Genomic DNA, 26,548 nt, shown 5'->3' with positions numbered 1-26,548 from the left:
GGCCGTGAACGGCGCCAGCAAAACGAAACAAGGGGCTGGGATTGGGCCCTGAAAGAGGCTTGTCGCAATGACGCAGGCGACAAAATAACAACCGGGACGGCGGGGGAATGGGCCGCCCGGTATCCACACGCCAATGCAATCGAACTCAGCAGAGCGCGTGGGTAATAGTCAATCGGCGTCTACGACCGCTACTTTAGCCCATACGCTACCGTCTGTCGCCAAGTCTATTCCGATGGTCTTTGACATCCCGGTGCACAACGCACCGAGATCTCAGTCGGCGACGATCTGGCCGACCGCCGTGACGACCGGGGGTTCGATCGTGACCTCCACCAAAACGCCCGTCTCGCTCTGACGATAGTGCACTTTCATGCCAGGCACCGGAATCAGCGCACGCACCAGCCCAAGGCCGGTGCCAAGGCCTTGACGCGCCTCAAAATCGAAATCCGGCGCCAGTCGACCGGGGTTCTCGATGGCCACACTACCGCAGGACCCCTTGAGACTCAGGGTGACCCTCGGCTGCGCGCCAGCCGTATCCGACGCCGCATGCTTGACGGCATTGGTCACCAACTCGTTCAGCACCAGCGCGACCGCAACGGTCTCACTCTCTCGGATGAGCAAGTGCCCCTGAACGCAAAGCACACCGTCAAGGCGAATGGGCACACCGCTTAGCTCCGACACACTGCCCACCACCGCGGACACCAGCTCACACAGCATCACGCTATGCCGTGTCACCTGCCCATACAGGCCGTGCACCACCGCCACCGCCTGCACCTGGGCGATGGCAGACTCGATCGACGCCCGAGCGTCAGGCCGCTTGCCCGCCTCGCGCCGCAACAATCCAATGACGGTCTGCAGATTGTTCTTGATGCGATGGTGCACCTCGCGCACCAAGGCGTCGCGCAAGCGCGCGGCCTCGGCCAGACGCGCGGCCTCGGCCTGCTTGCGGTCAGTGATCTCACGATCCACCCCGCGGTAGCCACAAAAATTTCCCTGCGAATCAAAGAACGGCTGACCGCTGCTCTCGAGCACCACCCGACGGCCTCGCTTGTGCAGGCAAACGTTCTCCAGCCCGACGATCGGCTGACGCTTGGCCCGCGCCACCTCAACCAGCACCTGCACCCTGGCCGCCTCATCGGCAGGCATGAGATCAAAGGGTGTCTTACCGATCAGCGCTTCCGGCGCGTAGCCGAGAATCTGCAGGCTCTGTGGGCTGGCATAGGTATAGCGCCAGGCATCATCGACTTCCCATACCCAGTCACCAAAGGTCTCAACCAAGCCCTGAAAACGCAGCTGACTCTCGCGCAGCGCCTGCGCCGCCCGTACCCGCTCGTCGATCAGGTGGCGCAAATTGCGTTGCATCGTCTGCATGGCCGCAAGCAAGCTGCCGGTATCGTCCGGCCGCAATGTAATCGGGCTATCCAGATTCCCCCCGGCGATCTGCTCGACCACGCCACGCACCGTTTCCGGCTCACCACCAAGCGGCCGAATGACCCCGCGGATGATCCAGACCATCAGGAAAAGTGCGGCAATGACCGCTGCCGCCAGAAACAGGATCAGCAACCAGCGCGCACGCTCGAAGGTTGCCAGTGACTGGCTCGCGGTCTCACGTAACACGCGATCCTGCATGGCGATCAAGGCACCGATCGACTCTTTGAGACTGTCCAGACGTGGCACGGTTTCAGTCAGGATGCAGCGCCACGCGTCAGCATGTCGCCCGGCCGCTTGAAGTCGCGACGCGTCAAGAAAGGACGCCACATAGGCCTTGCGCTGCTCGCGCACCTGGTCGAGCCGCATCCGGCTGGGCACATGGTCAAGCTGACTGTCGAGCAGGTTGATCGTCGCGCTGATGGTATCCACTCGTGCCGCAATGCGTGACCGGACAGCCGCCGTATCGCCCTCGTGAAACAGCAGCAAGGTATCCTGGGTCTGCTCGTTCATGAGGTCGAGCGTACGGTTCGCCAGTGCGGTGTTTTCGCGATCCCGCGTCACCACCCGCTCAACCATCTCGTTGAGTGTCGCCAATCGATTCAGACCTAGCACCACCGAGAAGACAAGCAACATCAACATGAAGCCAAAGCCCAAGGCGAGCCGCTGTGCAACGGTGAATCTGGCCAGCATGATCTTTCCTGTCGACAGCATCTGTCAGCAAGTACCGACCTGCGCCGGACGATACGGTGGGAGATTTGCGGGCGGGGATTGGGCCCGTTCATACCGGCTTGTTCAACCGGAAAAGCAATCACAGCACACGCGCCGGGCGGGATGTCGGACCGGCGTCAGGCGCGGCCGGTAAAAATGAGCGGCCGCAGTCCGTGTGCGCTCACAGGCGCGGCGAAGTCAGCAGTCAGGCTGCCATAGTCGGCGGCCAACCGGAAGCCCCGGTTTCACGAATCGGCCAGAATCCGGTTGACTCCCTCGACTGAAGCGATCAGGTCTTCCGCCAAATCACCGATCTTGCGCCGCTGCGAGCGCGCCTGGCCGCGTAGAAAATCAAATGCCTGCTGCCGATCAAGCCCTTTGCGAACCATGATGATACCGACCGCGGTGCGCGTCTTTTGCTCGGCCGACAAGGCCTGCTCAAGATGACCCGCACTGGTGCGCAGCTTCGCCAGATCATCGGCGCGGGCCATTGAGGCCTCCAGAAACGGGACCAGTTGCGGCACGTCAACCGGCTTGATGAGATACCCCATCGCCCCGGCGTCCGACGCGTCGCGAACGATGGTTTTGTCACCAAACGCCGATAGAAAAACGAAAGGCGGCCCGCCCCGCTCGCGCAGCGCATGGGCCAATTCAAGCCCAGGCATACCGGGCATGCGCATGTCGAGAACCGCCAAATCGATAGTTTGCTCCGCAACCCGGGCCAGCGCATCAGCCCCCGACACCGCCGTGACGACCTCATAACCCAGATCGCGCAAGCCTTCAGCGAGCAGTTGCAGGATCACCCGATCGTCGTCGACGATCAACACGCGTTTCATATCCATGCCCTCACGACAGGTTTCGTCGGCTGCACCCAGCAGTGCCAATCGACAGCGTCGCCTCGCTGGATCATACCGTTCGACAGCGTGCCGACACCACCCACGCCGCGCGGCGTTTCAGCGAGCAGAAACGCAAACGCGGCCGAACGCCGCGCTGAATGAATATTTGGCGGAAGCTCAGTCAGACATACTACCACCCCGCAAGACACCGCAAACAAACTTTTAACACTTATTTTTCAATGACTTAAGACGCAATAAAGCCACTTAAGGCAACTTAAGGCATCTTACAAAAACGTAAAATCCCGCCATATTTTGTAGATCATTCTGTAGAATGATTTCATCAACCGAATTATGGCGGAACGTAACATGGGACGCGCTCACAAGCTATCACCACTCCAGGTTAAGAACCTCTCCAAAGCGGGGAGGTACGGAGACGGTGCGGGCCTAATGCTCAACGTAACGACGGGGGGCTCGAAGTCGTGGATCTTCAGATACATGATTTCTGGGCGTGACCATTGGATGGGACTCGGACCATACCCCGACGTCGGTTTAGCCGAAGCCCGCGAACTCGCAACCGAGAACCGAAAGAAGATTCGGAACGGCATCGATCCACTTGAAGAGAGAGAGTCCCGCGCAGCAGAAGACCGAGCGAACAGCGCAAAGGCGGTCACGTTCGACTGGTGCGCACAACAGTACATAGAAGCGCACCGACCGACTTGGTCCAATCCGAAGCACGCTGAGCAATGGGCAAGCACGCTGAGAACGTACGCCGCACCAATCATCGGAAAGCTAGACGTGTCCCGCATCGAGACGAGCCACATCATGAAAATCCTTGAACCCGAATGGCTCACCAAAACCGAAACGCTCAGCCGTCTTCGCGGTCGCATCGAAAGGATTCTTGATTGGGCAACGGTTCGGAAGTATCGCACCGGCGAGAACCCGGCTCGCTTGAAGGGGCATCTTGAAGCCCTGCTGCCACCCCGGTCCCGCCTCAAGGTGGAGAAACACTTCACCGCCCTTCCCTACGCGGAAATGGCCCCCTTCATGACCGATCTACGCAAGCAAGAGGGCATAGCGGCGAAGGCGTGCGAGTTCGCTATCCTTACCGCTGCCCGGTCGGGAGAAGTCAGGGGGGCTACATGGTCAGAAATCGACATGGATGCAGCGCTATGGACCATTCCCGCAGAACGCATGAAGGCAGCACGGGAACACCGCGTCACTCTATCGAAAGAAGCGCTGTCGCTCCTTCGAACGATGCAAGAGCTGAGCACAGACCCGCAACTGATTTTTCCGGGCCGTGACGCAGGCCGCCCCCTGTCAGACATGAGCCTGACGGCTGTGCTCAAACGCATGAAACGCCCCGTAACCATGCACGGATTCCGCAGCTCGTTTCGTGACTGGGCCGCAGAAATCAGCAACTACCCGAAAGAAATGGCAGATATGGCACTCGCCCACAAAGTGGCCGATAAAGTTGAAGCCGCTTACCGTCGCGGCGACATGGTGCAAAAGCGCCGAGCGATGATGCAGGACTGGGCCGACTACTGCGAGGTCAAAGACGCAGAAGAAAACGAGGCCCAAGAAGAGCCACAGATAGCCGAATAAGCGCCACTAAAAAGACACAGCCCGACAGAATTTAACCTGTCGGGCTGTGTCTATTAAGAGCTACGACCTAAATCACTTCTTTTGCGTTTTTTCCTGATCGTACTTCTAACGAGCCGGGTCAAAAACTTCAATACCAAACTCCCCAAACAGTTCAATGAAGCCGATACAAAACAGCGACTGCTAAGACACAGTGACTGCGCATCTCAACGACCCAGAATAGAGGGCGCAGAACGCCCTACAATCGATTTACTTTGCTACCCCACAGGGTTGCATGTCATATCTGAAAAAAACGCTCTGGCAGCGTTTTAAGGGCTCCCAGACAGATAGTTCAGCAGTGACATATCTGCAAGGCGACGGGGTAAAGCTGGACCTTACCCCGTAACCCTAAATTAGAGCGCTTCGGTCAAGCACGCGCAGCCGTGAAAATCATGGATGAGCGTAAAGCGAGCGCCTGCCTCTGACACACCATGATTCACGACACAGTGACCAAGGTTGATCGTCTGCTCAATCGACGCAGCATCAAGGTAGTCGCAAGCCTGCTCAGTCGTCATTGTTTTCATAGTTGCTCCTTAGTTGTAATGCAAAATTTGGTCTTTTCTGAAGCTCTATTTTCACTTCTTGATCACGGAACATCAAGGGGCTTGCTTAAATAAAAATTCTACCCGCATGAAATTGCACGCCCTCTATTGACCCACCACCTAAAAAGAAAAACGTCAACGACCCGTAGCTAAAAATACCTATTTGTGGTATATTATTCGAATGCTGGTCGCGTCTATTTTGTCAGTGAAGGGAGCCCCCCAACCGGGCACTGACAAAAGCGATCAGGCAGGCTTAACGGGAACCATATAGCCGACGGTGGGAGCGACCCGAAAGGGTTGGTTTAGAGCCGGGTTGGATCGGGACGAATACCGATATAAGTCTGAACCTGCGAAGAAATAGAACCGAATCGTTATCGAGTTCCGCGCCTCTATACGGTGTCATCGGAAGAAAACTGCTTAGCCCCTAGCTTACCCGCTGGGTTTGGGGGAGCTATGCCCTTCCGGTGGTAATTATAAAACCCAAGCTTAGTTACACTTATAAGCTTCAAGTAGGTCAATTAATTTCACCTGCTTGATGACGCAAAAAACCGCAACACAATCCACCGCCAACGCCATACATTTTTAACACACATATAGCCTACTTTACCAACTTATGGTATTATAGCGGTGCGCTCAAATAATACGGCGCGGCTCTGAAGTTGTGGCTCTAACACGGCTGTTTGACCTCAATTTCATCCGCTGGGAAACAACTCAGCAACTACCGCACAGCACTAGCCGGGCAACAACGGCCGGCACCTCCAAAGCGACCAGCGTTCGTAGCAGAAAACGCCACAGCCATTTCTCTAAATGTCTGTGGAAATATTGCCGTGAACCATCAACCTGAAACCGTCGCTACACGCTTCAACCCGCCCAGCTCCAATGAACCTCGCCTCCTTCTTGCAAAAGAAGTCCTGCGCATGTTCAGAATCAGCAGCACCACCCTTGAACGCTGGATCGCGGCGGATCGCTTCCCAAAGCCAATCAAAATTTTCCGGCGTAACTGTTGGGTTAGAGAAGAACTCGAATTCTTCTTGAGTTGCCACGTCGCTAAATCACGAGGTGATTACTAATGAGCACCGGATTCTTTGAAGAAGAGTACGAGAGTAACATCACACTTGCGAAGAAGCGGTTATCAGAGGCCGTTGATCGCTGCGAGTACCTTTCCAGCTTACCCCGCCTCGACCCAGAAGCAATTAGGGAAGAGCAGTTCATCATCCTGACTCTAGAGCGCAGCTTGACGATGGATGAATTCCAACGAAAGATTCGTTCTATCAACCAACTGATCGACGCAAATCGAGCCGAACAAAAGGCCATGTCTTCTAAATAGACCAACTACGGGGCAAGGCAGAACATCTTATAACGTTTTTTCGCCCCGTATTCCATTGCTCGCATTAAATATCCGAAAACTCGGCGCATAATGCTTTCATCAAGTAATGGAATAAGGAAATGGCTCTATATAACAAATCAAAGTGGAAAGAGATTAGGAAGGCTCAATTGCGCGCCTTCCCTTTCTGCGTCTACTGCGATCAACAAGGCCGAATAATTCCCGCAACGGTTGTTGATCACATCATTCCGCATCGTGGCGACAAATCACTCTTCTTTGACACGAAAAACCTTCAATCACTCTGTAAGACTTGTCACGACGCGGTTAAACAACGATTCGAAAAATCCGGCGTTCTTTGCGGCGGCGACTCAAGCGGTATTCCGTTTGACCCCAACCATCACTGGAACCGCTATGAATAGCCGGGAGTACGTACCGAATAGAAAACTTCTTGCACTAGCGAGAGAGCTTGAGCTGTTAAACACGGAGTTGATTAGACTTGGTCTATCTGATCAGGCGCGCATTCTTCGCCTTCGCATGTACGCGACCACTTCAATGCACGCACAGCACCACGCGTCATTGCAGGGCGTGAAGATGTCTGCCGAGCTGGATGACGAGACCGACAACCATCTATGGATCGCCACGTTCGGAACAAAGCACCTCGGTCAGTTCAAAACTCCCCGCGAAGCTCATGCCGCGTATCGACAGGCTCACCTCGACCATCACGGCTCCAACTCCGAGTTTCACCCCGACTACACAGAGGCGGAATATTGCGCCGACGAACACTTACCAGAAGGCGTAAGCATCACCTCATCGAGTACGTACCTCGCCCGCATTACGCTTCCGACCGGTACATCAACGCACACCCAACGGCTCGGATGCTTCAAGACCATTGATGACGCTCATGCCGCACACCGACAGGCTCACATAGAGCACTACGGCACGGCGTCGAAATACTTCGGTGCTCCCCATGACTGAGACGCATACCGGGGGGCAGGCAAATGATCAACTACCCGCGCATCTGAACAACGCACTCTCCCCTTCAATTTTTCGCAAACGGTATTTTTTGCGATGCGAATCAGGGCGTATCTGATGGCACGAGCGCCCAGATCAGACGGAACCAAGTTCGCGAGAGAATCCGCCGCGAATGCGTCGCAAGCCCTGCCGTCTTCGGCATTTCCATTAAGCGAGCGTGCCGAGAAATACTGGCCGGTCATCATCAATAGCAAACGGCGTGAAGCATGGACCGACAGCGATCTTTTTCACGCGACGAACCTAGCGGAAGACTACGCCGAGCTTGAACGGCTTCGGCGGCTGATGCAGAGGCAGTCACCAATTCTTGAAACGCCCAAAGGCGGCCACAAGACCCACCCCGCGCTTGTCCTAATTGACGACATCACCGCACGAGTCACCCGAACGTGCCGGGCGCTACAGATTCACAGCATCGCGACAAATGGGCGCGCTGAGCACCAAGTTGATAAGAACTCGACCGCTCGCAGCATCGCATCTGCAATCGAAGACGCCGATGATGAACTGATTGCTAAGCCGGTACGGGCTGTCCGTTAGGTGGCAAAAGCAACGCGGGCAGCAAAGGTCATCCGGTTTATAGAATCGTTCTGCCGAGCCCCTGAGGGCGTTCATGTCGGTAGGCCGATGAAACTTGCTGGCTTCCAGAAAAAGTTCATCAGGGCTGTCTACAACAACAAGCATGGCACTCGGAAAGCATTCCTTTCCATCGCACGGAAGAACGGTAAAACAGCGTTAATTGCGGCGCTGGTTCTTGTTCATCTCGTTGGCCCTGAAGCACGACAAAACACCCAAATTGTCAGCGGTGCAATGTCACGCGAGCAGGCATCCATCGTCTTCAAGCTCGCAGCGAAGATGGTTCAGCTCAACCCAAAGCTCGGCGACGTGGTGCGGGTTGTCGATAGCCGAAAAGAACTCTTCGGCCTCCCGATGGGAACCGAATACAAGGCGCTTGCGGCTGAAGGCAAAACCGCACACGGCCTTTCGCCCGTGCTAGCGATTCTCGACGAGGTGGGCCAGGTCCGAGGGCCACGAAGTGACTTCATTGACGCTATCACCACCGCACAGGGCGCACACGACGCGCCGCTGCTGATCGCCATCAGCACGCAGGCAGCGAATGACTCAGACCTCTTCTCTATATGGCTCGACGATGCAGAAGCGTCCGGCGCCCCCCACATCGTCAGCCATGTATACGCAGCACCAATCGACGCAACGCTTGATGACCGCAAGGCATGGAAAGCTGCAAACCCCGCGCTCGGAGTTTTCCGCAGCCTGAAAGACCTTCAACAACAGTCGGGGGAAGCAGCGCGAATGCCGAGCGTCGAAAACACGTTCCGCAATCTTTCGCTGAACCAACGCGTATCTACGGTCTCGCCGTTCATGAGCCGAAGCGTGTGGGAGCGGTGCGCGAAAGTCCCCGCCACCCTATATGGCCTCGAAGTATTCGGAGGGCTTGACCTATCAGCACGTACCGACCTAACCGCACTGGTTTTGATCGGGAAGCGGGACAACATCTGGCACGTTCAACCGCACTTCTGGACGCCCGCCAAAGGGCTCATGGACCGTGCTAGACGGGATCGACAACCATACGACGTCTGGCGCGACCAGGGCTTTCTACGGACCACTCCGGGGGCCACCGTCGACTATGAGGTAGTCGCTACCGACATTGCCGAAATCCTCGACGGACTAGACGTCAAATCAATCGCGTTCGATCGATGGCGAATGGACGTTCTAAAGAAAGAGTTCGACGGTCTCGGACTTGCGCTGCCGCTTGTACCGCACGGGCAAGGGTTCAAGGACATGAGCCCCGCCCTAGACGCCCTCGAAGCGGAATTCCTAAACGAGCGAATTATCCATGGAGGGCATCCCGTTCTGACGATGTGTGCAGGCGGCGCAGTAGTCACAAAAGACCCTAGCGGAAATCGCAAGCTCGACAAATCAAAGGCAACCGCTCGCATTGACGGAATGGTTGCACTTGCTATGTCTTTTGGCGCAGCCCTAATGACTCAACCACCTTCTGAGCAGCCAGAATTTCAGATGTTCTTCATTTAATTCGTAGCGGTGGAATCCGGTGGGATAAGTGGTTACAAGGGGCTAATTGGCGTATTTAGTCAAAGCGGCTCAAATGATATTGTATTCAACATGAACTTAAATGAAAATTCAAAGAAGAACGCCAATTCAACGCTAATCGTCAAATCAATTGACGAAGAGCGCGGGCTAATCTTCGGTATCGCGACAACCCCAAAGCCGGATCGCGACGGTGACATCATTCTTCCTGAAGGCGCATCTTTCAATCTTCCTATTCCGCTCCTATTCAACCACGATCAGAATCAACCGATTGGGCACGTCATAGAAGCAACGGTAACAAGCACTGGAATCGAAATCGTCGCGAAAGTTGCAAAAGATGCCACCACGAAAATTTCCGAAATTTGGCAGATGATCAAATCAGGTCTTGTCACTGGATTTAGTGTCGGATTTCGACCGATTGAAGCATCGCCAATTGAGGGCGGCTTGTGTTTTAAAAAATGGAACTGGCTTGAACTTTCTGCGGTTACCGTTCCATCAAACATCGACGCGGAAATTAAAGTAGTTAAATCCACACCATCACACCAAGGAAAGGTAATTCAATCTATGACTATCGCTGATCAAATTCAGCAGTTCCACGCAAAAAAAACCGAACTTCTGGCCAGCATGGACTCGCTCATTACAAAAGGCGTCACGCTTTCGGGAGACGAAGACGCACAGTACAAGTCCGCTGAAGTGGAAATCACCACGATTGATCAGCATATTGATCGTCTGAAATCTGCTGAAGCGCGACAAGCAAAAGACGCAAAACCAGTCGCCCGAACCCCATACATCACAGTTGGCGACAACACCCCGAAGGGCACCGACTTTGTCCGGTTCACCAAAGCACTCGCTCTTTCGCGTGGCAACCCGATGCAAGCGGTCGAAATTGCCAAGGGACTGCAATACGGCAATCGGGTCGAAACCGTTCTGAAAGCGGCTATCGCAGCAGGATCGACCACATCCGCCGATTTTTCGGTACTCGTAGAACCGCAGTTGATGGCAAACGAATTTATCGAGTTGCTTCGCCCCGAGACCATTCTCGGAAAGCTGACGCCCCGACAGGTTCCGCAGAACATCCGCCTGCCAAAAGCGACCAGCGGCACTAGTGCAAGTTGGATCGGTGAAGGCAAGCCCGCCCCCCTGACAAACGCTGCATTTGGCGATTTGGAAATTGGCTCGCACAAAGTCGGTGCTATCGCTGTCTTCACCGAAGACCTGTTGCGACGCTCTGAGCCCGCCGCTGAAGCGCTTGTACGTGACGACCTGTTGGCTACTGTGGTCCAAGCCGTGGACCTCGCATTCATTGATCCGGCAAACGCCGGCATCACGGGAGTAAAACCGGCGGCGATCACAAACGGGGCTGACGCCACTGCTGCATCTGGCACCGATGCAGACGCAGTCCGTGCAGACGTGACCAGCGCGTACAAGAAATTCATTGCCGCGAATCATCCGCTAGCGACAGGCGTCTGGATCATGAATCCGAGTACAGCACTCAGCCTGTCCATGATGCGCAATGCCAACGGACAAAAAGAGTTCGACGGTGTGGGCATGTCGGGCGGCACCTTCGAAGGTCTGCCAGTCGTGACCTCTACAAACGTTCCGGGTGACGCAATCAACGGGTATGACGTCGTGCTTGCAGTTCAAAACGACATTCTCGTTGCCGAAGGCGGTCTTGCAATTGACGCGTCTCGTGAAGCCTCGCTTGAGTTCGACACCGCGCCGACCAACGACAGCACCACTCCGACACCGTCTCAACTCGTGAGCTTGTGGCAGACGGGGTCCGTCGCGATCAAAGCTATTCGCGGTGTGACCTGGACTCGCCGTCGTCCGAGCGCCGTTGTGGTTATTTCCGCGACCAAGTACGCCTAAGCGAACGCCCCCACTCGGGCGAGTGGGGGCACATATACAAGGTCAGAAATGAACGTCTTCGGTTTTGAAATCACCCGCAAATCTGCAACACCGAGCCCGGTTCCTACCGGGTCGGGCGGATGGTTTCCGGTCTTGAGAGAAGCAACATCCGGCGCGTGGCAGCGTGGCGAGACTATTGAAGTCGAAACCGCCCTTGCACACTCTGCGGTGTTCGCATGTGCATCTCTGATCGCGAACGACATCGGCAAACTGCCAATCGACATCAGCGCAAAGGCCGGAAGGCACTTTTCCGCAACCGAACACGAGTACAGCGCCCTTCTTCGTCGCCCAAACCGCTACCAGAACCGCCTTCAGTTCTTCAGCGCATGGGCACTGAGCAAGCTGTTTCGCGGCAACGCCTACATTCTGAAACAGCGCAACGCAGCGGGGAAAATTGAAGCCCTGCACGTTCTTGACGCCCAGACCGTGACGGTTCTTGTGTCCGACGATGGGGCGGTTTTCTACCAAATCAAGCGCAGCAACATTGCCGGAATTGCCGCCGATGTCACGGTGCCAGCCCGCGAGATTATTCATGATCGCGGCATCACCCCACATCATCCGTTAGTGGGAATTTCCCCACTTACCGCCGCTGGCCTTGCCGCCATGCAGGGGGTTTCGATTCAACGAAACAGCGCCAAGTTCTTCGAAAACGGCTCGCAACCGGGCGGAATTCTTACCGCCCCCGGCCAGATCAGCAACGAAACCGCCCAGCGTCTTAAAGCACATTGGGAGGCGAACTATACCGGGCAGAACTTCGGGAAGACCGCTGTTCTAGGCGACGGAATTCAGTACGAAACAATGACCGTCTCGGCCGTCGACTCGCAACTGATTGAACAACTGAATTTCACGGCCCAAGACGTCTGCCGTGCGTTCAACGTACCAGCGTGGAAGATCAGCGCTGGCCCGGCCGCTCCGTACACCAGCAATGAGCAAATGAACCTGTCCTACTACTGCGACGCTCTTCAGCACCTCATCGAGGCCATGGAGCTAGCGCTGGATGATGGACTCGACCTCCCGCCGACGATTCGCACCGAGTTTGACGAATCGCAGCTAATGCGCATGGACACCACGTCGCGATACGCCGCCCATGGAGGTGCAATCAACGCGCGCTGGATGACCATCAACGAAGTTCGGTCTATTGAAGGGTATCCACCCGTCGCCGGTGGTGACGAGGTGCTTAGGCAGCTTCAAGACGTACCACTGTCGAGCACGACACAAGACGCGGCGGTCGCTCAATGATCGCGATCAGCCAAGCAAAGATGTATCTACGCATCGATGACGACCACGAAGACGATTTGATTCACACGCTCATAAACATGGCCGAGGGAATCGTCAGGGACTACGTCATGGACTTTGCCGACGGTGTCGCATGGCGCAACCCATCCGCCGATGGAGCCAACGTCATGGACGCAGCGGCGCTGCTGATTCTTGGGGAGCTTTACCAGAACAGAAACAGTGCTGCGGCTCCCCTTAGCCCGACCGTACGCATCATCTTAGAACGGCTCAGAAGCCCCGCGCTCGCATGACCCAAGGGCTTAACGCGGGCAAGCTCCGGCACCGCATCACCATTGAACAACCGGTACATGGCCAGAATCCCGCAACGGGCGAAATCGTCACAACGTGGATTTCGGTAGCCGAGAACATTTCAGCAGCCATAGAGCCCCTGTCGGTTCGCGAGTTCATCGCAGCACAAGCGACACAGTCGAAAGTCTCTGCGCGAATCGTCATCCGTTACCGCACCGGGCTTTCCCCTGCGATGCGGATCACCACGGCGACAGGTTCGATCTACAACATTCTTGGCATTCTCCCCGACGCAGACAGCGGGCGAGAGTACCTAACGATGGCGTGTGTCACATGCTGACACTCGACACGAAGTCACTTTCCGATGTGCTGAAACGCATCGCCCAGGTCGAAGAAAAGATCGCCAAAAAAGCGATCCGCACTGCTACGCGTAAGGCGATGAGCATCGTTCGGAACGCCGCGAAAGACCGCGCACCGACCGACTCAGGCAACCTGAGCAGACATATTGCCTTGAGCTTCAAGGTAAAGCCGGGCGTTGTTTACGCGCGAGTCGGCATCCGTGGCGGGGCAAAAAAGAATGACGGCACGCCGTATTACTGGCGGATGGTTGAATTTGGCACCAAGCACCAACCGGCTCAGCCGTTCATGTTGCCAGCACTTGAGACAAACGCAGGCGCGGTGCTCAACACCGTAACCGCCGAATTGTCGAAGGCGCTCGACCGAGCATGAACACAACCATTTTTCCGCTGATCAGCGCTAGCACCGACGCGACCGATCTACTCGGAACGGCACCGGTTCGGTTCTACGAATTTGGCTCAGCGACCGAGCAAACCGCCCTTCCCTACGCAACGTGGCAAGTCGTATCGGGCACACCCGACAACCTGCTTGGCGAAGCTGCTGAAAACGACTACGTGACCATTCAAATCGACATATGGGCGACCCGCCCAGAAAGCACACGGGACACCGCTAGAGCGGTTCGCCGGGCTATCGAAAACGACGCATACATAACCGCATTGCGCGGCGAGACCAAAGACAGCGAAACCGGGCTGTACCGCGCAACTTTCAACGCTTCTCTCATCTACACGAACTAGAGGTAATTCATGACCGTAAAAACGCAAGGCACGCATTTGTTCTTCATCGCTCCGGGCGCAACCCCCGAAGTCATCAAAGTCGGCGCGATCGCGTCGATCTCTGGCATCAACGCTTCTCGCGACCAAATTGAAACTACCGATCTTGATTCGGTCGCACATGAGTACGATTCGGGCTTGATGGCACCGGGCGCGGCCTCTTTTGAAATCCGCTTTGACCCCAAGAACACGGGCCACAAAAAGCTTCATGAGCTGTTCGTTTCGGGCACCGTTCTTGAATGGGCGCTTGGCTGGTCTGACGGCACCGACCCCGCAGTGCTCGACGGCGTCAACAACGAGATTTTTGATCTGCCAACGACCCGTAGCTTCCTTCAGTTTCAGGGCTATGTTGCAGATTGCCCCTTCGACTTCAGCCTGAATAGCATTGTCAGCTCTTCGATTAGCGTTCAGATTTCCGGCTTCCCGGCCCTGATCGCGAAGGCGTAACCATGAACCTGTCTGAACTCAAAAAGGCGGGCGGCTTCATTCACGCTGAGCCGGTTAAATCACCTGTCCATTGGCGCGGCCACTCCTTTGATGTCTTCGTTAAGCGTCTCGCTTTCGGCGATGTTGAGGCGTTGCTCGCTGGTCAAGATGACCGTAGCCGATCCGCGAAGATGATTGCCGCATCGATCCTGCTTGGCCCCGATCAAGAGCCGATCAGTTATGACGACGCCTATCGTCTTGATGTTTCGCTAGCGACAAAGCTGATCGAAGCGATCAACACGGCTAACGGGACACCGGGCGGGTCAGACCTCCCAAACTGACACCCGCCGACGAAGTTTGGTGCGAACTCGTACTAAACGGCGTCGGCGGCAGAACCATCGAAGAGGCAAAGCAGCGGCTCACGTATCCCGAGGCGCTGCAATGGTTCGCCTACGTCAAGAAGCACGGGACGCCGAACCAACACATGCACCACGGTTTCGCGCAGCTCGCAGCAATGATCAACAACGCACTCGGCGGCAAGGCACAAGTTGCCGACTACATGCTCGGCAAACCACCAACACAACACGAAGAGCAGGACGCAACCCTTGAAGACGTATTGATGCTTTTGACAGGCAAGAAAAAATGAGTAGATCACTCGGCACCCTCACCCTCGATTTGATCGCCAAAACTGGCGGCTTCGAATCGGGCATGGACAAAGCCGCCCGTGTCGCGGACAAGAAGACGCGACAAATCGAGCGGCAAGCGAAAGAGCGCGCGAAGGCTATCGAAAAGACGTTCACAACGATGGCAGCGGGCATTGCTACAGCGTGGGGAGCGCTGAACCTCGCGAGCAGCGTCAAGGGCGCTGCTGACCTCTCAGACCAACTTAGCAAAATGTCGCAGCGTACGGGCGTTGCCGTTCAAGAGCTTTCCGCCCTGAACTACGCGGCCAGCCTGAATGACGCGACGCTCCAAGACCTCGGCAACGGCATCAAAGGGGTATCAAACAAGATGCTCGCCGCTCAGGCCGGGAGCAGCGAAGCCGCCGCCGCGTTCAGCGCATTGGGAATCAGCATCACCGACAGCGCCGGGAAACTACGCCCGGTTGAAGCGGTGGTGCTAGACATTGCTGATGCGTTCAGCACGATGGAAGACGGCGCCGGCAAATCGGCCCTTGCAAACAAGCTGATGGAAGAGTCGGGCATCCGGTTAATCCCGACGCTGAACAACGGCCGAGCAGGTCTCAGGGCAATGCGCGACGAGGCCAGCCTGTTGGGCGAAACCCTACGCGACCTGGCCCCCTACTCGGTTGAGTTCAACGACAACATGACTCGAATCGATACGCAGGGCCAGACGCTGGCCGCCACGATTGCCCTTGCAACAATTCCCGCACTGAACGAAGTCGCGAAAGAGTTCTTGAATGCTCGCGACCAGACGTCAGTTTTCGACACCGCTGCATCTGCTGCAAAGACCACCATCGAAACGCTGGCCATCGTCGGGGCAAACGTTGCATTTGTCTTCGCGGGTGTCGGGCGCGAGGTTGGGGGTGTAGCCGCTCAACTGTCGGCCCTATCAACGCTCGACTTTGAAGCATTCTCGGCAATCGGCGACATGATGAAAGCCGACGCCGAAGAAGCCCGCGCACGCCTTGATGCGTTCGAGCAACGAGTCATGAACCCTAGCGCGCAGGAGCCAACCCTGCCGACGCAAAAAGTCTCAGCACCCGCACTACCGAACACCCAGAAGAAGCCCAAAGCGCTGAACGGCAAGAACGCTGCATCAACGCAAGACCCGCTAACCGACGCAGCAAAAGCGTACGCCGACGTGATGGGATTGCTGGACCGCGCACTACGGGACGCGAACGCATCAGGACTGAACCTGACCGCGACCGAAGCAGAACTAGCACGGGCGATGTCGGACCCCGCATTTCTCGATATGCCCGAGACGTGGCGCAATGCGGTTGCTCAGCAAGCTGAATACACCCTGAGCGCGGAAAAAGTCGCTGCGGAGCAAACACGTCTGAATGAGCTGATCGCAGCAACACCCACCGCACAACTAGATGCACAGCGCGACACGATGCTGTTCCTCGCGTCCGCGTTCGAGCAAGGACGGATCAGTGCCGAGCAGTTCACAGAAGCCGCGCAAACCTCGCTCGGCAACATTCCCAAGCACACAGACAGCGCGGGCGAATCTTTCATCGACCTCGCGAAGCTTGCCCAAGACGCAGCACAAGACATGTCGGGCGCGTTCGTCGATTACCTGTTTGACCCGTTCAACAAGTCGCTAGGCGACATGCTCGCATCGTTCTTGAAGGCAATCGCGAAGATGGTCGTCCAACAAGCGGTCTTGAACGCGATGAAGAACAGCAGCGCTTTCGGCTCACTGTTCGCCGACGGGGGCGCGTTTAATCAATCGGGGCAAATCAGCGCCTTCGCGGATGGCGGCGTAGTCAACTCGCCAACGCTATTCAAATTCGCGTCTGGCGGCTCATTCAAGACCGGACTAATGGGCGAAGCAGGACCGGAAGCGATCATGCCGCTAAAGCGCGGCCCCGATGGAAAACTAGGTGTCGCATCAAGCGGCGGCGCAGGAAACGTCAACGTGTCGATCACCATCAATGAAGGCAGTCGAGACGAAAAGGGCTCAGGCAACGACTCTAAAACAGGTAGGGAGCTAGCCCGACAGATCGAAGGCGTCGTAACCGAAGTCATCGTCCGCAACAAGCGACCGGGCGGCCTGCTCTACAACTAACACAGGGACAACACATGAACACGTTCACATGGGTGCCCAGCTACGGCAGCGCCCTCACGGTCAAGCCAAACGTCAACGCAACTCAGTTCGGCGACGGGTACGAAGTACGCGTGGCGATTGGAATCAATTCACAACCCCGGAAATGGCAGCTAACGCTTACCAACAAGCCACTAGCAGTGGCGGACGCCATAGAAGCGTTTCTAAAGGCCCACGGTGCGCTTACCGCCTTTTACTGGACGCCTCCCCATGGAGAGCTGGGGAAATGGGTATGCCGTGAGTGGTCGGTTCAGCCGACAAGCCCCCGGCACCGATCAATCACCGGCACCTTTGAAGAGGTGTTCGAAAACTAGACATCAAAATTAAACTAATCAACAATATAAAAATCAATCACCTTGAAAGAATTCGCATTCAGCACCTTTTCAATACTAGAAAGACTAATAGATTTGTAGGTCACAAAAATGCATGCCTTAATTCCGCGAACTTGCGCTGTTTTAATGGATGGCTGATTAGCCCACCGAGAATCGCCAACGCGAATTTCCTCAATATCCACAATCCCCACAATGTTACCCAAAATATCCGGAAGTTTACGTAAAAAAATCCCTGAAGTCTTTAGGGTCTCAACCGACAAAAGGTAGGTAAAAATATGCTTATCAGGATGATCAACAGAAGATAAACCTGAAATCGAATCCGCCAACTGATCAAGTCTGCTTATTATGTACTGTTGTGCACTATCTATTTCAACTGACTCTCGGATGATTTTTGATTTTGCCACTCTATATACAGGATTGTCTTGATCAGGTTCCGACAAAGTGGCAGAAATCGCATCTCGAAGCGCGGGAACTAATTCCACAGCACCGTGCATGTCGTTTCGGTAGAAAATCGTTCTCTCGTCAGAGATATCGAACGGAAGCTTTGTACCATGCTCCGCGAGCGCAACAACGGGCAGCCTTGTACAGTGCCTAATTGCCAGCTCATACATCACATTAGGATTTAGGTCAGTTAGGTTCGCAATAACCAACTCATCATAGAGAACATGCTCAATTACCTGTCGTGTAATCGAACCCGACGCTGCGATCTCATGGGCGACGACCGGCTCCATGCCTAATTCCTCTAGAACGGGCTTAATGACCGATCTGTACAGTCCATCGGCAGACCGTCTAGTAGGCGAGCTATCTGGGCCAATCGGCGTAACGACGAAGCACTTACCCTTTCCATTGGGCGACACTGGAGATTCGGCATCTTGGTGTTCTGCTTGTTTTTTTGTCACTCTTCACCTCAGAAATAGTGCCAAACCACAAATTTATCCGCCTCATTTAGGCGAGTAAAACTGATGCTAGCGCTTTTTCAAACGGTTCTTACGAGCTGCGGATAGCGCCAAAAGTCCAAGCCCAGAAAGCACAATAGATGAAGGCTCTGGAACATTGTTCGTTAAATACGTGTTCACCGATATGTCGTCCACAAAAAGGTTCACGTAAAAACCTGTCAATCGAAGCTCATCGATATCAAGAAAGCCGAATTCGAAGGGCTGGAACGTCGTCGTAACGCGGAAAATTTTGGTGTAGACCTCTACACCGTCGTCGTATCCAGTGGCTCGCGCAGAAAACCCAGCAGAGCCCCCGCGAGCCCACATGCTGAGAAAGTCGAAATTGCTTTCAGACGAAATCATCAAATCGCTATTTCCGTTGCTCATAGCGAAGTTCGATCCAGAATGCGGCACTGCTAGCGAAGACCCTATGGCTAGCCACCTGCTACTCCAATCCAATCCTTGATACCCGCTCGCTAGGTGGGCACTTCTGATCCCACCCTCCGAGAAGTCGTTGATGTCGTCAAAACCGATAACGAACGCACTTGCGGGGGCACTTACCAGTAACGCCGCTGCCAATAGGGTGCTGCCAATCGTTTTACGCAAGTCCATTCCCACTAAGAAATAAAAAATCACGAGAGCGGCAAACCGCGTTCAGCCTGCCGATTTCTCCCCGTCGAGTTGGGGAAGCCAAAAACTGTGTCATTCGGCCTTGCTAGTCCCGCATCGCCGAAATGAGCGCCTGCTTCGCCTCACCTTCCGCTTTCCTCGCAAGCTCCAATCTGCTCTTTGCTTCTTCATGAGCGCGCAACGCAGCAGCGACATCGGTTCCGGGAAGCCAGCGCACAACGTCCGCAACCTGCTCAGCGTTGTCGCTCACAATTCGATCCGCTTTGCCCTCAAAAATGCTGGTGCGGTGGTAGCAAACGCCGCCGCGTAGCCCAGAATTGCAAGTGCAGTAGGCAGAAAGGTTCTTCCCAATTCGCCGTATCGTCACGGTGTAGGGCTGAGGCGACGACCCCTGGACCAAAAACTGGATAGTCTCTACAGCGTCACTATCGGTCATGACACCTTCTCCGGGCTGGGATTTTCTGACACTTCTGGAACGCAACCAGTTTTCAAAAACTCAACAAATTCTGCTTGTGTGCAGCGATACCAGCCGCGCTCGGCGTATGAGCCTCCTACACCCCCTGACCACTCATACAGGCGAAAGCCGACCGACCCTGAAACGATCAGCGGTTTCTCTAGCCTGTCTGGGGTGCTCTGTCCGATCTGCGCAATGAATCGACTTGTCGTTCCATGCGCGATCTCGCGTGACGGGACCGTGTCGAAGTCACCGAACGCGTACAGCGGCGGATTGCCCTCGGTCCATTCTTGAAAGGTCTGCTTGATCTTTGTGCCGTCGGGCAACTTCTTGGTGCGGACCCGAGTTGAGAAGACGATATCGAGTGCGGGGCGAAATGCCCTGTGTACTCGATAGACCCAATCTACGACATTGCCATCCGCGTCAAAATCGACCTGAGGCGCGCGACGCTTGGTATTTCGCTCTACTGGCTTGCTTGGCTCTTGGTCGACAATGTCCATCACTGCACCCTTTACGGTTTATGTGAGTATGACAAAGTTCGCGCACTGAGGGAGCCCCGCATCCGATAAATGAGGCATTTGTACCGGTGAACTAACGAACCAATTTTGTAGAAAGAGACGTAGAACACTGAACTTAGAAAAGAAAAAATCCCTTGTAATCAAGGGATTATCTCTATATATGGCGGAAGCTCAGGGATTCGAACCCTGGATACCTTTCGGTATGCCGGTTTTCAAGACCGGTGCAATCGACCACTCTGCCAAGCTTCCGTTTGGTCCGCGCTCACGGGCTTCGCGAGCTGACGCGGCCGGAGTATAGCCGATTGCGCCGCGTCCGTCAGTCGCGCTCGAAGAGCGCAATCGATTCCACATGCGAGGTCTGCGGGAACATGTTGGCAATGCCCGCGCCTATGAGTCGATAGCCCTTTTCATAGGTCAGCACCGCCGCATCGCGCGCGAGCGAGGCCGGATTACAGGACACGTAGACGATCCGGCGCGGCGCGTCTTCGCCCAAGGCACTGACCACCGCATGGGCACCGTCGCGCGGGGGATCGATCAGCAATTTGTCGAGTTTTCCAAAGGCGGCCATGCTGTCTTCGGTGGCTTCGAACAGGTTGGCCGCATAGAACTCGGTGCGCTCCGCGAGGCCGTTGGCGCGCGCGTTTTCAGCGGCACGGGCGACCAAGGCATCGCTGCCTTCAACGCCAATGACAGTGGCCCCGGAGCGGGCAATCGGCAGGCTGAAATTGCCCAGGCCACAGAACAGGTCGGCAATGCGCTCGCCCGGTTGCGGGTCGAGCAGTTGCATCGCACGACGCATGAGCACCCGGTTGATCGGGATATTCACCTGCGTAAAGTCATTGGGCCGGAAGTTCATTGTCACATCGAACTCAGGCATGCTGTAGGTCAAGGCCGGCGCCGCGTCGGGGTGTACACAGTACGCCGTCGCCGGGCCGGCAGGCTGCAGCCAGACCTGCACCGCGTTCGCCTCGGCGAACGCCCGCAACTGGGCCAGATCATCGTCGCTCAATTCAACCAGATTGCGAAACACGAGGACGGTTTCTGTATCACCCACGGCGATCTCGATTTGCGGCACACGATCGGGCACGGACAATCCGGCAATCACGCGACGCATCTGCGGCAGCATGTCCGAGATATGCGGCGGCAGAATCTGACACGAACTCATGTCGGCGATATAGCTGCTGCGCTTTTCATGAAAGCCCACCAGCACGCCACCCTTTGAGGGGACATGCCGCACCCCGATGCGGGCGCGATAGCGGTAACCCCAGGGCGCGCCAACAACCGTCGGGTAGATGATGGCGGGTTTGAGTCGGGCAATGTGCCAGAACGCATCTTCGAGCACGCGCTGCTTTGCCGCGGCTTGCGCGTTGGAATCGAAATGCTGCATCGAGCAGCCACCGCATTTGTCGAAGAAGGCGCATTTTGGCGTGACCCGCTGCGCACTGGCACGAATGATCCTGGTGATCTCGGCTTGCTCAAAGGTCTTTTTTTTCCGGACGACCGAATACTCGACCTCTTCGCCGGGCAGTGCGCCATCGACAAACACCGCCTTCCCTTCGGCAGAGCGAGTCACACCCCGACCTTCGTGGTCGAGCGATTGGATGATGGCAATGGGCATGGTCGGCTGATCGTAAAGAAAGGCGGTATTGTAACGACCCCTCAGACGACATCAATCCTTCATCTCGCTACGACCTCGGCGAAGCGAAGGGGCGCCAATCACCGAATCACGAAACACTTCGACACAACGCACAATCTGAAACAATTTAGACATCCCGCCAAAACCCCAACAACCGCAGTGCAATTAGCGTTTGAGGCCGTTAAATGATGTTGCGGCACAGCAACAAAACACTTGTATGCGATCATGCGCATGCTAGTATTTTCAGCGAGTTCTGCAAAACGCAGGATCAACATCAACGCAATACCCAACCCAAGAAAGAGGTCCTCGAACATGAAAAATTCTCTCCTCGTCGCCGCCCTTGTCGCTCTCGCCGTGTCCGCTTGCGGCCAAAAAGAAGAGCCGGCTGCACCGGTCGCCGCGCCGGCTGTTGAAGCCCCCGCCGCTGCTCCGGTCACCGAAGCCCCTGCCGAGGCCGCCAAGGAGATGAGCGCCGCTGAGGCCGCCAAGGACAGCGCCGCTGCTGCCGCCGACTCCGCCAAGGATGCTGCTGGCCACGCCATGGAAGCCGCCAAGGAAGGCGCAACCGCCGCCGTGGAAGCCACGGGCGACGCCGCTGCTGCCGCCAAGGATGCCGCTGGCAATGCCGTTGAAGCTGCGAAAGAAGCCGCTGGCAACGCCGTTGAAGCTGCCAAGGACGCCGCAGCCGATGCCAAGCCGGAAATGCCCAAGCAGTAAGCGCTTTCTCTGCTGCAATCAAAAAACCTCGCTTCGGCGGGGTTTTTTGTTTTCAAGCGCGCAATACGATCCAGTCGGACCCGGCCTGCTGCGTTGCAATCTGCCAGACGGTGGATGTGTCGGCGAGCACCTTCGAGAGGCAGGTCGCCACATGGTGGGGATCGTTATTGGTTTCGCTCAAGTGTGCGGCCAGCACGACTTGCAGCGCATCACCTCGCATCGCGCGCAGCAAATCCGCCGCAACGCGATTCTCCAGATGGCCCAGGCCACCGCTGATCCGCGCTTTCAATCGCGCGGGATACGGGCCTTGCGCGAGCATGGCTGAATCGTGATTGAACTCCAACATCAGGCCGGCACATCCGCGCAGCGCATCGCGCATGGATGCCGTCACGCTGCCCGCGTCGGTCAACACACCCAGCGACAAGCCATTGGCCGACACGACAAACTGGGTGGGTTGCTCCGCATCGTGCGGAACGGCATAGGGGCGAACCTGGAGGTCCTGGACGACGAAGTCGGTGGTGCCATCGATGTCTTCAAGACAAGGCACAGCAATCTTGCGGCGCGCCAACGCGCGACGTGTACCGGCTGAAGCATAGACCGGGCAGGAAAACCGTTTGGCGAGGGCCGCAACCCCGGCCACATGATCGCTGTGCTCGTGAGTGAGGAGCACCGCGTCGATCTGCTCTGGCACAACGCCCAGCCGTGCCAGACGCTGCGCCAGTGCGCGTGGCCCGAAGCCACAGTCGATGAGCAAGCGCGTTCGCCCCGACTGGACCAGCAGCGCGTTACCGCGACTGCCGCTGCCCAGCGAGGCGAACCGGATCACTTCAGCTGTTCGTGCAGCAAGCCGAGGATCTTGGTGGCGGTCTGCGAGGTGTCCTCGCCGCCTTCCGGCGTGAGCACGCGGACGCGACTGCGGTCGGCGTTTTCGCCGGCCACCTGAATCCGGTACTCGCTGCCCGACACCACGGGTTTGTCATTGCTGCGCCAGAAGGCCAGCTTCGACAGGAAGCCTTCGGGCTTCTTGGTGTTGTTGTCGAGTTCGGGGTCGATGTAGCGCACGTAGTACACGCCTTCCGAGCGGTTACGATCCTGCACCGTGAAACCGATGCGGTCGAGCGCCAGGCCGACACGACGCCATGCACGATCGAAGGGATCGTCAACCTTGAGCAGGGTCTGCCCGCCGGCGGTCGCTAGCGTGGCTTGCTCGGGTCGCGGTGCGACAGCGACGCTCTCTTCGGCCCGCTTTTCTTCGGCGCCCAGATGCACCATCAGGCGGCGCAGCATTTCGGCTTCGAGTTCCGGATCGGCCGGACGCGGCTGCCAGACCGTGGTCGACTTGGATTCGTTTTCGTAGATTTCCATCATGCCGCGGTGGCTGATGAACACCTCGACCGTACCGGGCTCCGCACCCTTTTCGATGCGGGTGCGGAACTTGTCGCGCTCGGGCGTCGAGTACAGACCGTCAAGAACCTTGCCGAGCGTACCGCGGATGATGTCCTGCGGGATCTTGGCGCGATCTTCGGCCCAGTCGGTTTCGAGCACGCCGATTTCCGGCGAATCGATGTTCAGGATGAAGCCCAGCTCGATCCAGAAATTGCGCACGTCGGGCCATAGCTCTTCGGGCGTTTTCTTGATCACCAGCCAGCGCTGGGAGCCTGCGCGTTCAACGCGCATACCGGCCTCGGCGGGCAGCACTTCGCGCGACTCACCCGCACCCGCGGTTGCGACGCGTTCGGTGTTGTAGGTCGAGAAAGTGGCCGTTCCCTTGCCGCCCGAGTCGGGCACGGCATAGCGGTCGTTGCGATTGGGCACGGTCAGATCGGGGGGGATTTCCAGCGTCGGCGCCTTGGCCGCGCTCTTGTAGTCGATCTTTTTGGTTTCGATCATGCTGCCATTGCAGCCAGCCAGCACCAGGCTGGCGGCGAGCACGGAGAGAGTCGCGGTGTGACGTCGCTGCATCGTGATGAATACCTATCGAATTAGACGGACAGCCCGGCAGCGCGCATGGCATTGCGCACCCGGTCGTGGTTGATTTCGCCAAGCGGCGTCAGCGGCAGGCGGAGCGTCGGGCCGATCAGCCCAAGCTGATTGACCGCCCACTTGACCGGAATCGGGTTCGCTTCGCAGAACAGCTCGCCATGCAGGCCGAGCAGCTTCTGATTGATGGCGCGCGCGGTGGCCACGTCGCCCTTGAGGGCCGCAACACACATCTCGTGCATCATTTTCGGTGCCACGTTGGCGGTCACTGAGATGCACCCGTGGCCACCCATGAGGATGAAAGCCAGCGTGGTCATGTCGTCACCGGTATAGAGCGCAAAGCCCTCCGGCGCGCGTGCGACCAGATCGCAGGCGCGGCCGATGTTACCGGTCGCATCCTTGATGCCGATGATGTTCGGGATCTCGGCCAGACGCAGTGTCGTGTCGTTGGACAGGTCCGCCACCGTGCGGCCCGGCACGTTGTACAGGATCATTGGCAGTTCGTCGGCTTCGGCGATGGCGCGGAAGTGCCGGTACATGCCTTCTTGCCCCGGCCGGTTGTAATACGGCACGACCGACAGACCCGCCATGGCACCCGCGCCCTTGGCGAAGCGGGTGAGCTCGATGGCTTCGGCGGTGGAATTGCCGCCGGTGCCGGCAATCACGGGGATGCGCCCGGCCGCGTGCCCGACAGCCACGCGAATCAGTTCGCAGTGGTCATCGACGTCGACGGTCGGGGATTCGCCCGAGGTGCCGACGATGACGATGCCGTCAGTGCCTTCGCGCACATGGAAGTCGATCAGAGAACGCAGGCTGTCGAAATCGAGGCTGCCGTCCTCGTGCATCGGGGTAACGATGGCGACAATAGATCCGGTAATCATGGGTATCGGGTCGAAAAAGCAAAAGTGCATTGTACCCGAATCGCGCCAAGCAACATCGGCGTGATAAGGCCGGGCCGCGGGCGCATCAACGCCCACGGGCCCGGCCATGACAGACGATTCAGATGTCGGCGAGCGCCTTGATGTGCGCAACCACCGAACGGGCCAGCGACGACAGGGCGTAACCGCCTTCCAGAATCGAAACAATCCGCTTCTCGGCACACTCGGCGGCCAACGTACGCAGTTGTTCGGTGACCCACACGTAGTCCGCTTCGACCAGCCCCAGGGAGCCCATGTCATCTTCGTAGTGCGAGTCGAAACCTGCCGAGATCACGATCAACTCCGGGGCATGCTTGCGCAGCGCCGGCATCCAGATGTCGGTGACGATCTGGCGGAAAGCATCGCCACGCGTCCCCGCAGGCACCGGCACGTTGACCATGTTGGGCGCCGGATTGTCGGTGCCGCTATAGGGATAGAACGGGTGCTGAAAGATACTTGCCATTATCACCCGCGGATCATCCTTGAAGATGTCCTCGGTGCCGTTGCCGTGATGCACATCGAAGTCGATCACGGCGACGCGCTTCATGCCATAGGCTTCCATGGCGTGATGCGCGGCAACCGCCGCGTTGTTGAAGAAGCAAAAACCCATGGCGTTGGTTTTTTCGGCATGATGGCCCGGCGGCCGAACCGCACAGAACGCATTTTCGACCTCTTTGGACATCACCAGGTCAACGCCGAGAATGCCCGCCCCCGCCGCGCGAACGGCAGCTTTCATCGACCCCGGCGACACGGCGGTATCCGGGTCAAGGTGGCGGATACCAGTTTCAGGCACATTGGCCAGCAAGCCTTCGACATGCGCACGCGGATGCGCGCGCGACAACTGCTCGACCGTTGCAACCGGCGCATCATGAAACGCGAGGAACAAATCCAAGCCAGCGGCGATCAACCGGTCGTTGATGGCCGAAAGCCTATCCGCACATTCGGGGTGATAAGGCCCCATTTCGTGCAACCAGCAATCCTTGTGTGTGATAAATGCCGTAGCTGTCATATCCCCCCTTCCCTGTTAACCAGCATCCGTGACCTGTCGGGCTCTCAAGTTCTACTATTTTTTATCGATTCATTATCCTCTGAAC

The 26,548-nt window shown here is 56.8% G+C and carries 31 protein-coding genes and 1 tRNA gene; 18 read left to right on the top strand and 14 right to left on the bottom strand.

All coding sequences use genetic code 11. The features are described from left to right. Positions 1-270: 270 nt before the first annotated feature. Both FHP91_RS15355 and FHP91_RS15350 read right to left on the bottom strand, forming a co-directional pair. Entirely contained in the window at positions 271-2,118 is a 1,848-nt protein-coding gene (locus FHP91_RS15355) for a PAS domain S-box protein (RefSeq protein WP_186301576.1), read from the bottom strand. 263 nt (positions 2,119-2,381) lie between these two features. Next, positions 2,382-3,020, bottom strand: a complete 639-nt coding sequence (locus tag FHP91_RS15350; RefSeq protein ID WP_144310419.1) for an ANTAR domain-containing response regulator — start codon at positions 3,018-3,020, stop codon at positions 2,382-2,384. A gap of 303 nt (positions 3,021-3,323) precedes the next feature. On the opposite strand from FHP91_RS15350, the gene FHP91_RS15345 reads away from it, so the two are divergent. Beyond that, positions 3,324-4,574, top strand: coding sequence for a tyrosine-type recombinase/integrase (locus FHP91_RS15345; protein ID WP_313791161.1), 1,251 nt, complete (start codon positions 3,324-3,326; stop codon positions 4,572-4,574). A gap of 389 nt (positions 4,575-4,963) precedes the next feature. Here FHP91_RS15345 and FHP91_RS21180 read toward each other — a convergent pair whose 3' ends face one another. Both FHP91_RS21180 and FHP91_RS15340 read right to left on the bottom strand, forming a co-directional pair. Beyond that, the gene (locus tag FHP91_RS21180; protein WP_186301575.1) at positions 4,964-5,134 is read right to left on the bottom strand and encodes a hypothetical protein; all 171 of its coding nucleotides are present in this window, start codon (positions 5,132-5,134) and stop codon (positions 4,964-4,966) included. Between the two features lie 821 nt (positions 5,135-5,955). Then, positions 5,956-6,195: a hypothetical protein gene (locus FHP91_RS15340; RefSeq protein WP_144310417.1), complete on the bottom strand. Its 240-nt coding sequence runs from the start codon at positions 6,193-6,195 to the stop codon at positions 5,956-5,958. A gap of 26 nt (positions 6,196-6,221) precedes the next feature. On the opposite strand from FHP91_RS15340, the gene FHP91_RS15335 reads away from it, so the two are divergent. The 16 genes from FHP91_RS15335 (at position 6,222) to FHP91_RS15260 (ending at position 17,649) form a co-directional block, all read left to right on the top strand. Next, positions 6,222-6,479: a hypothetical protein gene (locus tag FHP91_RS15335; RefSeq protein ID WP_144310416.1), complete on the top strand. Its 258-nt coding sequence runs from the start codon at positions 6,222-6,224 to the stop codon at positions 6,477-6,479. A 119-nt stretch (positions 6,480-6,598) separates the two neighbouring features. After that, positions 6,599-6,895 (top strand): HNH endonuclease, encoded by a 297-nt coding sequence (locus tag FHP91_RS21730; protein ID WP_144310415.1) that lies wholly within the window; start codon positions 6,599-6,601, stop codon positions 6,893-6,895. A gap of 133 nt (positions 6,896-7,028) precedes the next feature. Continuing rightward, positions 7,029-7,451 (top strand): hypothetical protein, encoded by a 423-nt coding sequence (locus FHP91_RS21725; protein ID WP_144310414.1) that lies wholly within the window; start codon positions 7,029-7,031, stop codon positions 7,449-7,451. 114 nt (positions 7,452-7,565) lie between these two features. After that, entirely contained in the window at positions 7,566-8,039 is a 474-nt protein-coding gene (locus FHP91_RS15320) for a hypothetical protein (protein WP_144310413.1), read from the top strand. An 87-nt stretch (positions 8,040-8,126) separates the two neighbouring features. Then, the gene (locus FHP91_RS15315; RefSeq protein ID WP_144310412.1) at positions 8,127-9,551 is read left to right on the top strand and encodes a terminase large subunit; all 1,425 of its coding nucleotides are present in this window, start codon (positions 8,127-8,129) and stop codon (positions 9,549-9,551) included. A 90-nt stretch (positions 9,552-9,641) separates the two neighbouring features. Beyond that, the gene (locus tag FHP91_RS15310; RefSeq protein ID WP_144310411.1) at positions 9,642-11,435 is read left to right on the top strand and encodes a phage major capsid protein; all 1,794 of its coding nucleotides are present in this window, start codon (positions 9,642-9,644) and stop codon (positions 11,433-11,435) included. Between the two features lie 48 nt (positions 11,436-11,483). After that, positions 11,484-12,713, top strand: a complete 1,230-nt coding sequence (locus FHP91_RS15305) for a phage portal protein (RefSeq protein WP_144310410.1) — start codon at positions 11,484-11,486, stop codon at positions 12,711-12,713. After that, on the top strand, positions 12,710-13,000 hold the full coding sequence (locus tag FHP91_RS15300) for a head-tail connector protein (protein WP_144310409.1): 291 nt from the start codon (positions 12,710-12,712) through the stop codon (positions 12,998-13,000). The genes FHP91_RS15305 and FHP91_RS15300 overlap by 4 nt, the downstream gene beginning before the upstream one ends. Further along, on the top strand, positions 12,997-13,335 hold the full coding sequence (locus tag FHP91_RS15295) for a phage head closure protein (RefSeq protein WP_144310408.1): 339 nt from the start codon (positions 12,997-12,999) through the stop codon (positions 13,333-13,335). Before FHP91_RS15300 ends, FHP91_RS15295 begins: the two co-directional genes overlap by 4 nt. Next, complete coding sequence (locus FHP91_RS15290; protein WP_144310407.1) at positions 13,329-13,724, top strand: HK97-gp10 family putative phage morphogenesis protein; 396 nt, start codon at positions 13,329-13,331, stop codon at positions 13,722-13,724. The genes FHP91_RS15295 and FHP91_RS15290 overlap by 7 nt, the downstream gene beginning before the upstream one ends. After that, positions 13,721-14,086, top strand: coding sequence for a tail completion protein gp17 (gene gp17 / locus FHP91_RS15285; RefSeq protein ID WP_144310406.1), 366 nt, complete (start codon positions 13,721-13,723; stop codon positions 14,084-14,086). The genes FHP91_RS15290 and gp17 overlap by 4 nt, the downstream gene beginning before the upstream one ends. Positions 14,087-14,095: 9 nt before the next feature. After that, positions 14,096-14,569: a phage tail tube protein gene (locus tag FHP91_RS15280; RefSeq protein WP_144310405.1), complete on the top strand. Its 474-nt coding sequence runs from the start codon at positions 14,096-14,098 to the stop codon at positions 14,567-14,569. Positions 14,570-14,571: 2 nt separating this feature from the next. After that, positions 14,572-14,889, top strand: a complete 318-nt coding sequence (locus FHP91_RS15275; protein WP_144310404.1) for a phage tail assembly chaperone family protein, TAC — start codon at positions 14,572-14,574, stop codon at positions 14,887-14,889. Between the two features lie 143 nt (positions 14,890-15,032). Then, positions 15,033-15,194, top strand: a complete 162-nt coding sequence (locus FHP91_RS21355; RefSeq protein ID WP_222105224.1) for a hypothetical protein — start codon at positions 15,033-15,035, stop codon at positions 15,192-15,194. Further along, positions 15,191-17,299: a phage tail tape measure protein gene (locus tag FHP91_RS15265; RefSeq protein WP_144310403.1), complete on the top strand. Its 2,109-nt coding sequence runs from the start codon at positions 15,191-15,193 to the stop codon at positions 17,297-17,299. The genes FHP91_RS21355 and FHP91_RS15265 overlap by 4 nt, the downstream gene beginning before the upstream one ends. 14 nt (positions 17,300-17,313) lie before the next feature. Continuing rightward, positions 17,314-17,649 carry a phage tail protein gene (locus tag FHP91_RS15260; protein ID WP_144310402.1) on the top strand — a complete coding sequence of 112 codons (336 nt, stop codon included), beginning with the start codon at positions 17,314-17,316 and terminating at the stop codon, positions 17,647-17,649. A gap of 14 nt (positions 17,650-17,663) precedes the next feature. Here the strand turns inward: FHP91_RS15260 and FHP91_RS15255 are convergent, their stop codons facing one another. The 6 genes from FHP91_RS15255 to rlmD form a co-directional block, all read right to left on the bottom strand. Beyond that, positions 17,664-18,566: a hypothetical protein gene (locus tag FHP91_RS15255; RefSeq protein WP_144310401.1), complete on the bottom strand. Its 903-nt coding sequence runs from the start codon at positions 18,564-18,566 to the stop codon at positions 17,664-17,666. A 66-nt stretch (positions 18,567-18,632) separates the two neighbouring features. Then, positions 18,633-19,208: a PEP-CTERM sorting domain-containing protein gene (locus FHP91_RS15250; RefSeq protein ID WP_186301574.1), complete on the bottom strand. Its 576-nt coding sequence runs from the start codon at positions 19,206-19,208 to the stop codon at positions 18,633-18,635. A 109-nt stretch (positions 19,209-19,317) separates the two neighbouring features. Continuing rightward, positions 19,318-19,668: a hypothetical protein gene (locus FHP91_RS15245; protein WP_144310399.1), complete on the bottom strand. Its 351-nt coding sequence runs from the start codon at positions 19,666-19,668 to the stop codon at positions 19,318-19,320. Continuing rightward, positions 19,665-20,186, bottom strand: coding sequence for a hypothetical protein (locus FHP91_RS15240; RefSeq protein WP_144310398.1), 522 nt, complete (start codon positions 20,184-20,186; stop codon positions 19,665-19,667). The genes FHP91_RS15245 and FHP91_RS15240 overlap by 4 nt, the downstream gene beginning before the upstream one ends. A gap of 179 nt (positions 20,187-20,365) precedes the next feature. Next, positions 20,366-20,453: transfer RNA gene (locus FHP91_RS15235), tRNA-Ser, on the bottom strand. Between the two features lie 67 nt (positions 20,454-20,520). Next, positions 20,521-21,822 (bottom strand): 23S rRNA (uracil(1939)-C(5))-methyltransferase RlmD, encoded by a 1,302-nt coding sequence (gene rlmD, locus FHP91_RS15230; RefSeq protein ID WP_144310397.1) that lies wholly within the window; start codon positions 21,820-21,822, stop codon positions 20,521-20,523. A 330-nt stretch (positions 21,823-22,152) separates the two neighbouring features. Between rlmD and FHP91_RS15225 the strand changes: the two genes are divergently transcribed. Continuing rightward, positions 22,153-22,557, top strand: a complete 405-nt coding sequence (locus FHP91_RS15225; protein WP_144310396.1) for a hypothetical protein — start codon at positions 22,153-22,155, stop codon at positions 22,555-22,557. 52 nt (positions 22,558-22,609) lie between these two features. Here the strand turns inward: FHP91_RS15225 and FHP91_RS15220 are convergent, their stop codons facing one another. The 4 genes from FHP91_RS15220 to FHP91_RS15205 form a co-directional block, all read right to left on the bottom strand. Beyond that, entirely contained in the window at positions 22,610-23,383 is a 774-nt protein-coding gene (locus FHP91_RS15220; protein ID WP_222105223.1) for an MBL fold metallo-hydrolase, read from the bottom strand. Next, a complete protein-coding gene (gene bamC, locus FHP91_RS15215) occupies positions 23,380-24,519 on the bottom strand; it encodes an outer membrane protein assembly factor BamC (RefSeq protein ID WP_144310395.1) in 1,140 nt (379 codons plus the stop codon). Before bamC ends, FHP91_RS15220 begins: the two co-directional genes overlap by 4 nt. 20 nt (positions 24,520-24,539) lie before the next feature. Continuing rightward, a complete protein-coding gene (gene dapA / locus FHP91_RS15210) occupies positions 24,540-25,418 on the bottom strand; it encodes a 4-hydroxy-tetrahydrodipicolinate synthase (protein WP_144310394.1) in 879 nt (292 codons plus the stop codon). Between the two features lie 118 nt (positions 25,419-25,536). After that, positions 25,537-26,463: a histone deacetylase family protein gene (locus FHP91_RS15205; RefSeq protein ID WP_144310393.1), complete on the bottom strand. Its 927-nt coding sequence runs from the start codon at positions 26,461-26,463 to the stop codon at positions 25,537-25,539. Positions 26,464-26,548 lie beyond the last annotated feature (85 nt).

This window comes from Denitromonas halophila, from assembly GCF_007625155.1.
Taxonomy (GTDB): Bacteria; Pseudomonadota; Gammaproteobacteria; order Burkholderiales; family Rhodocyclaceae; genus Nitrogeniibacter; species Nitrogeniibacter halophilus.
This window is presented reverse-complemented; position numbering and strand designations above follow the sequence as displayed.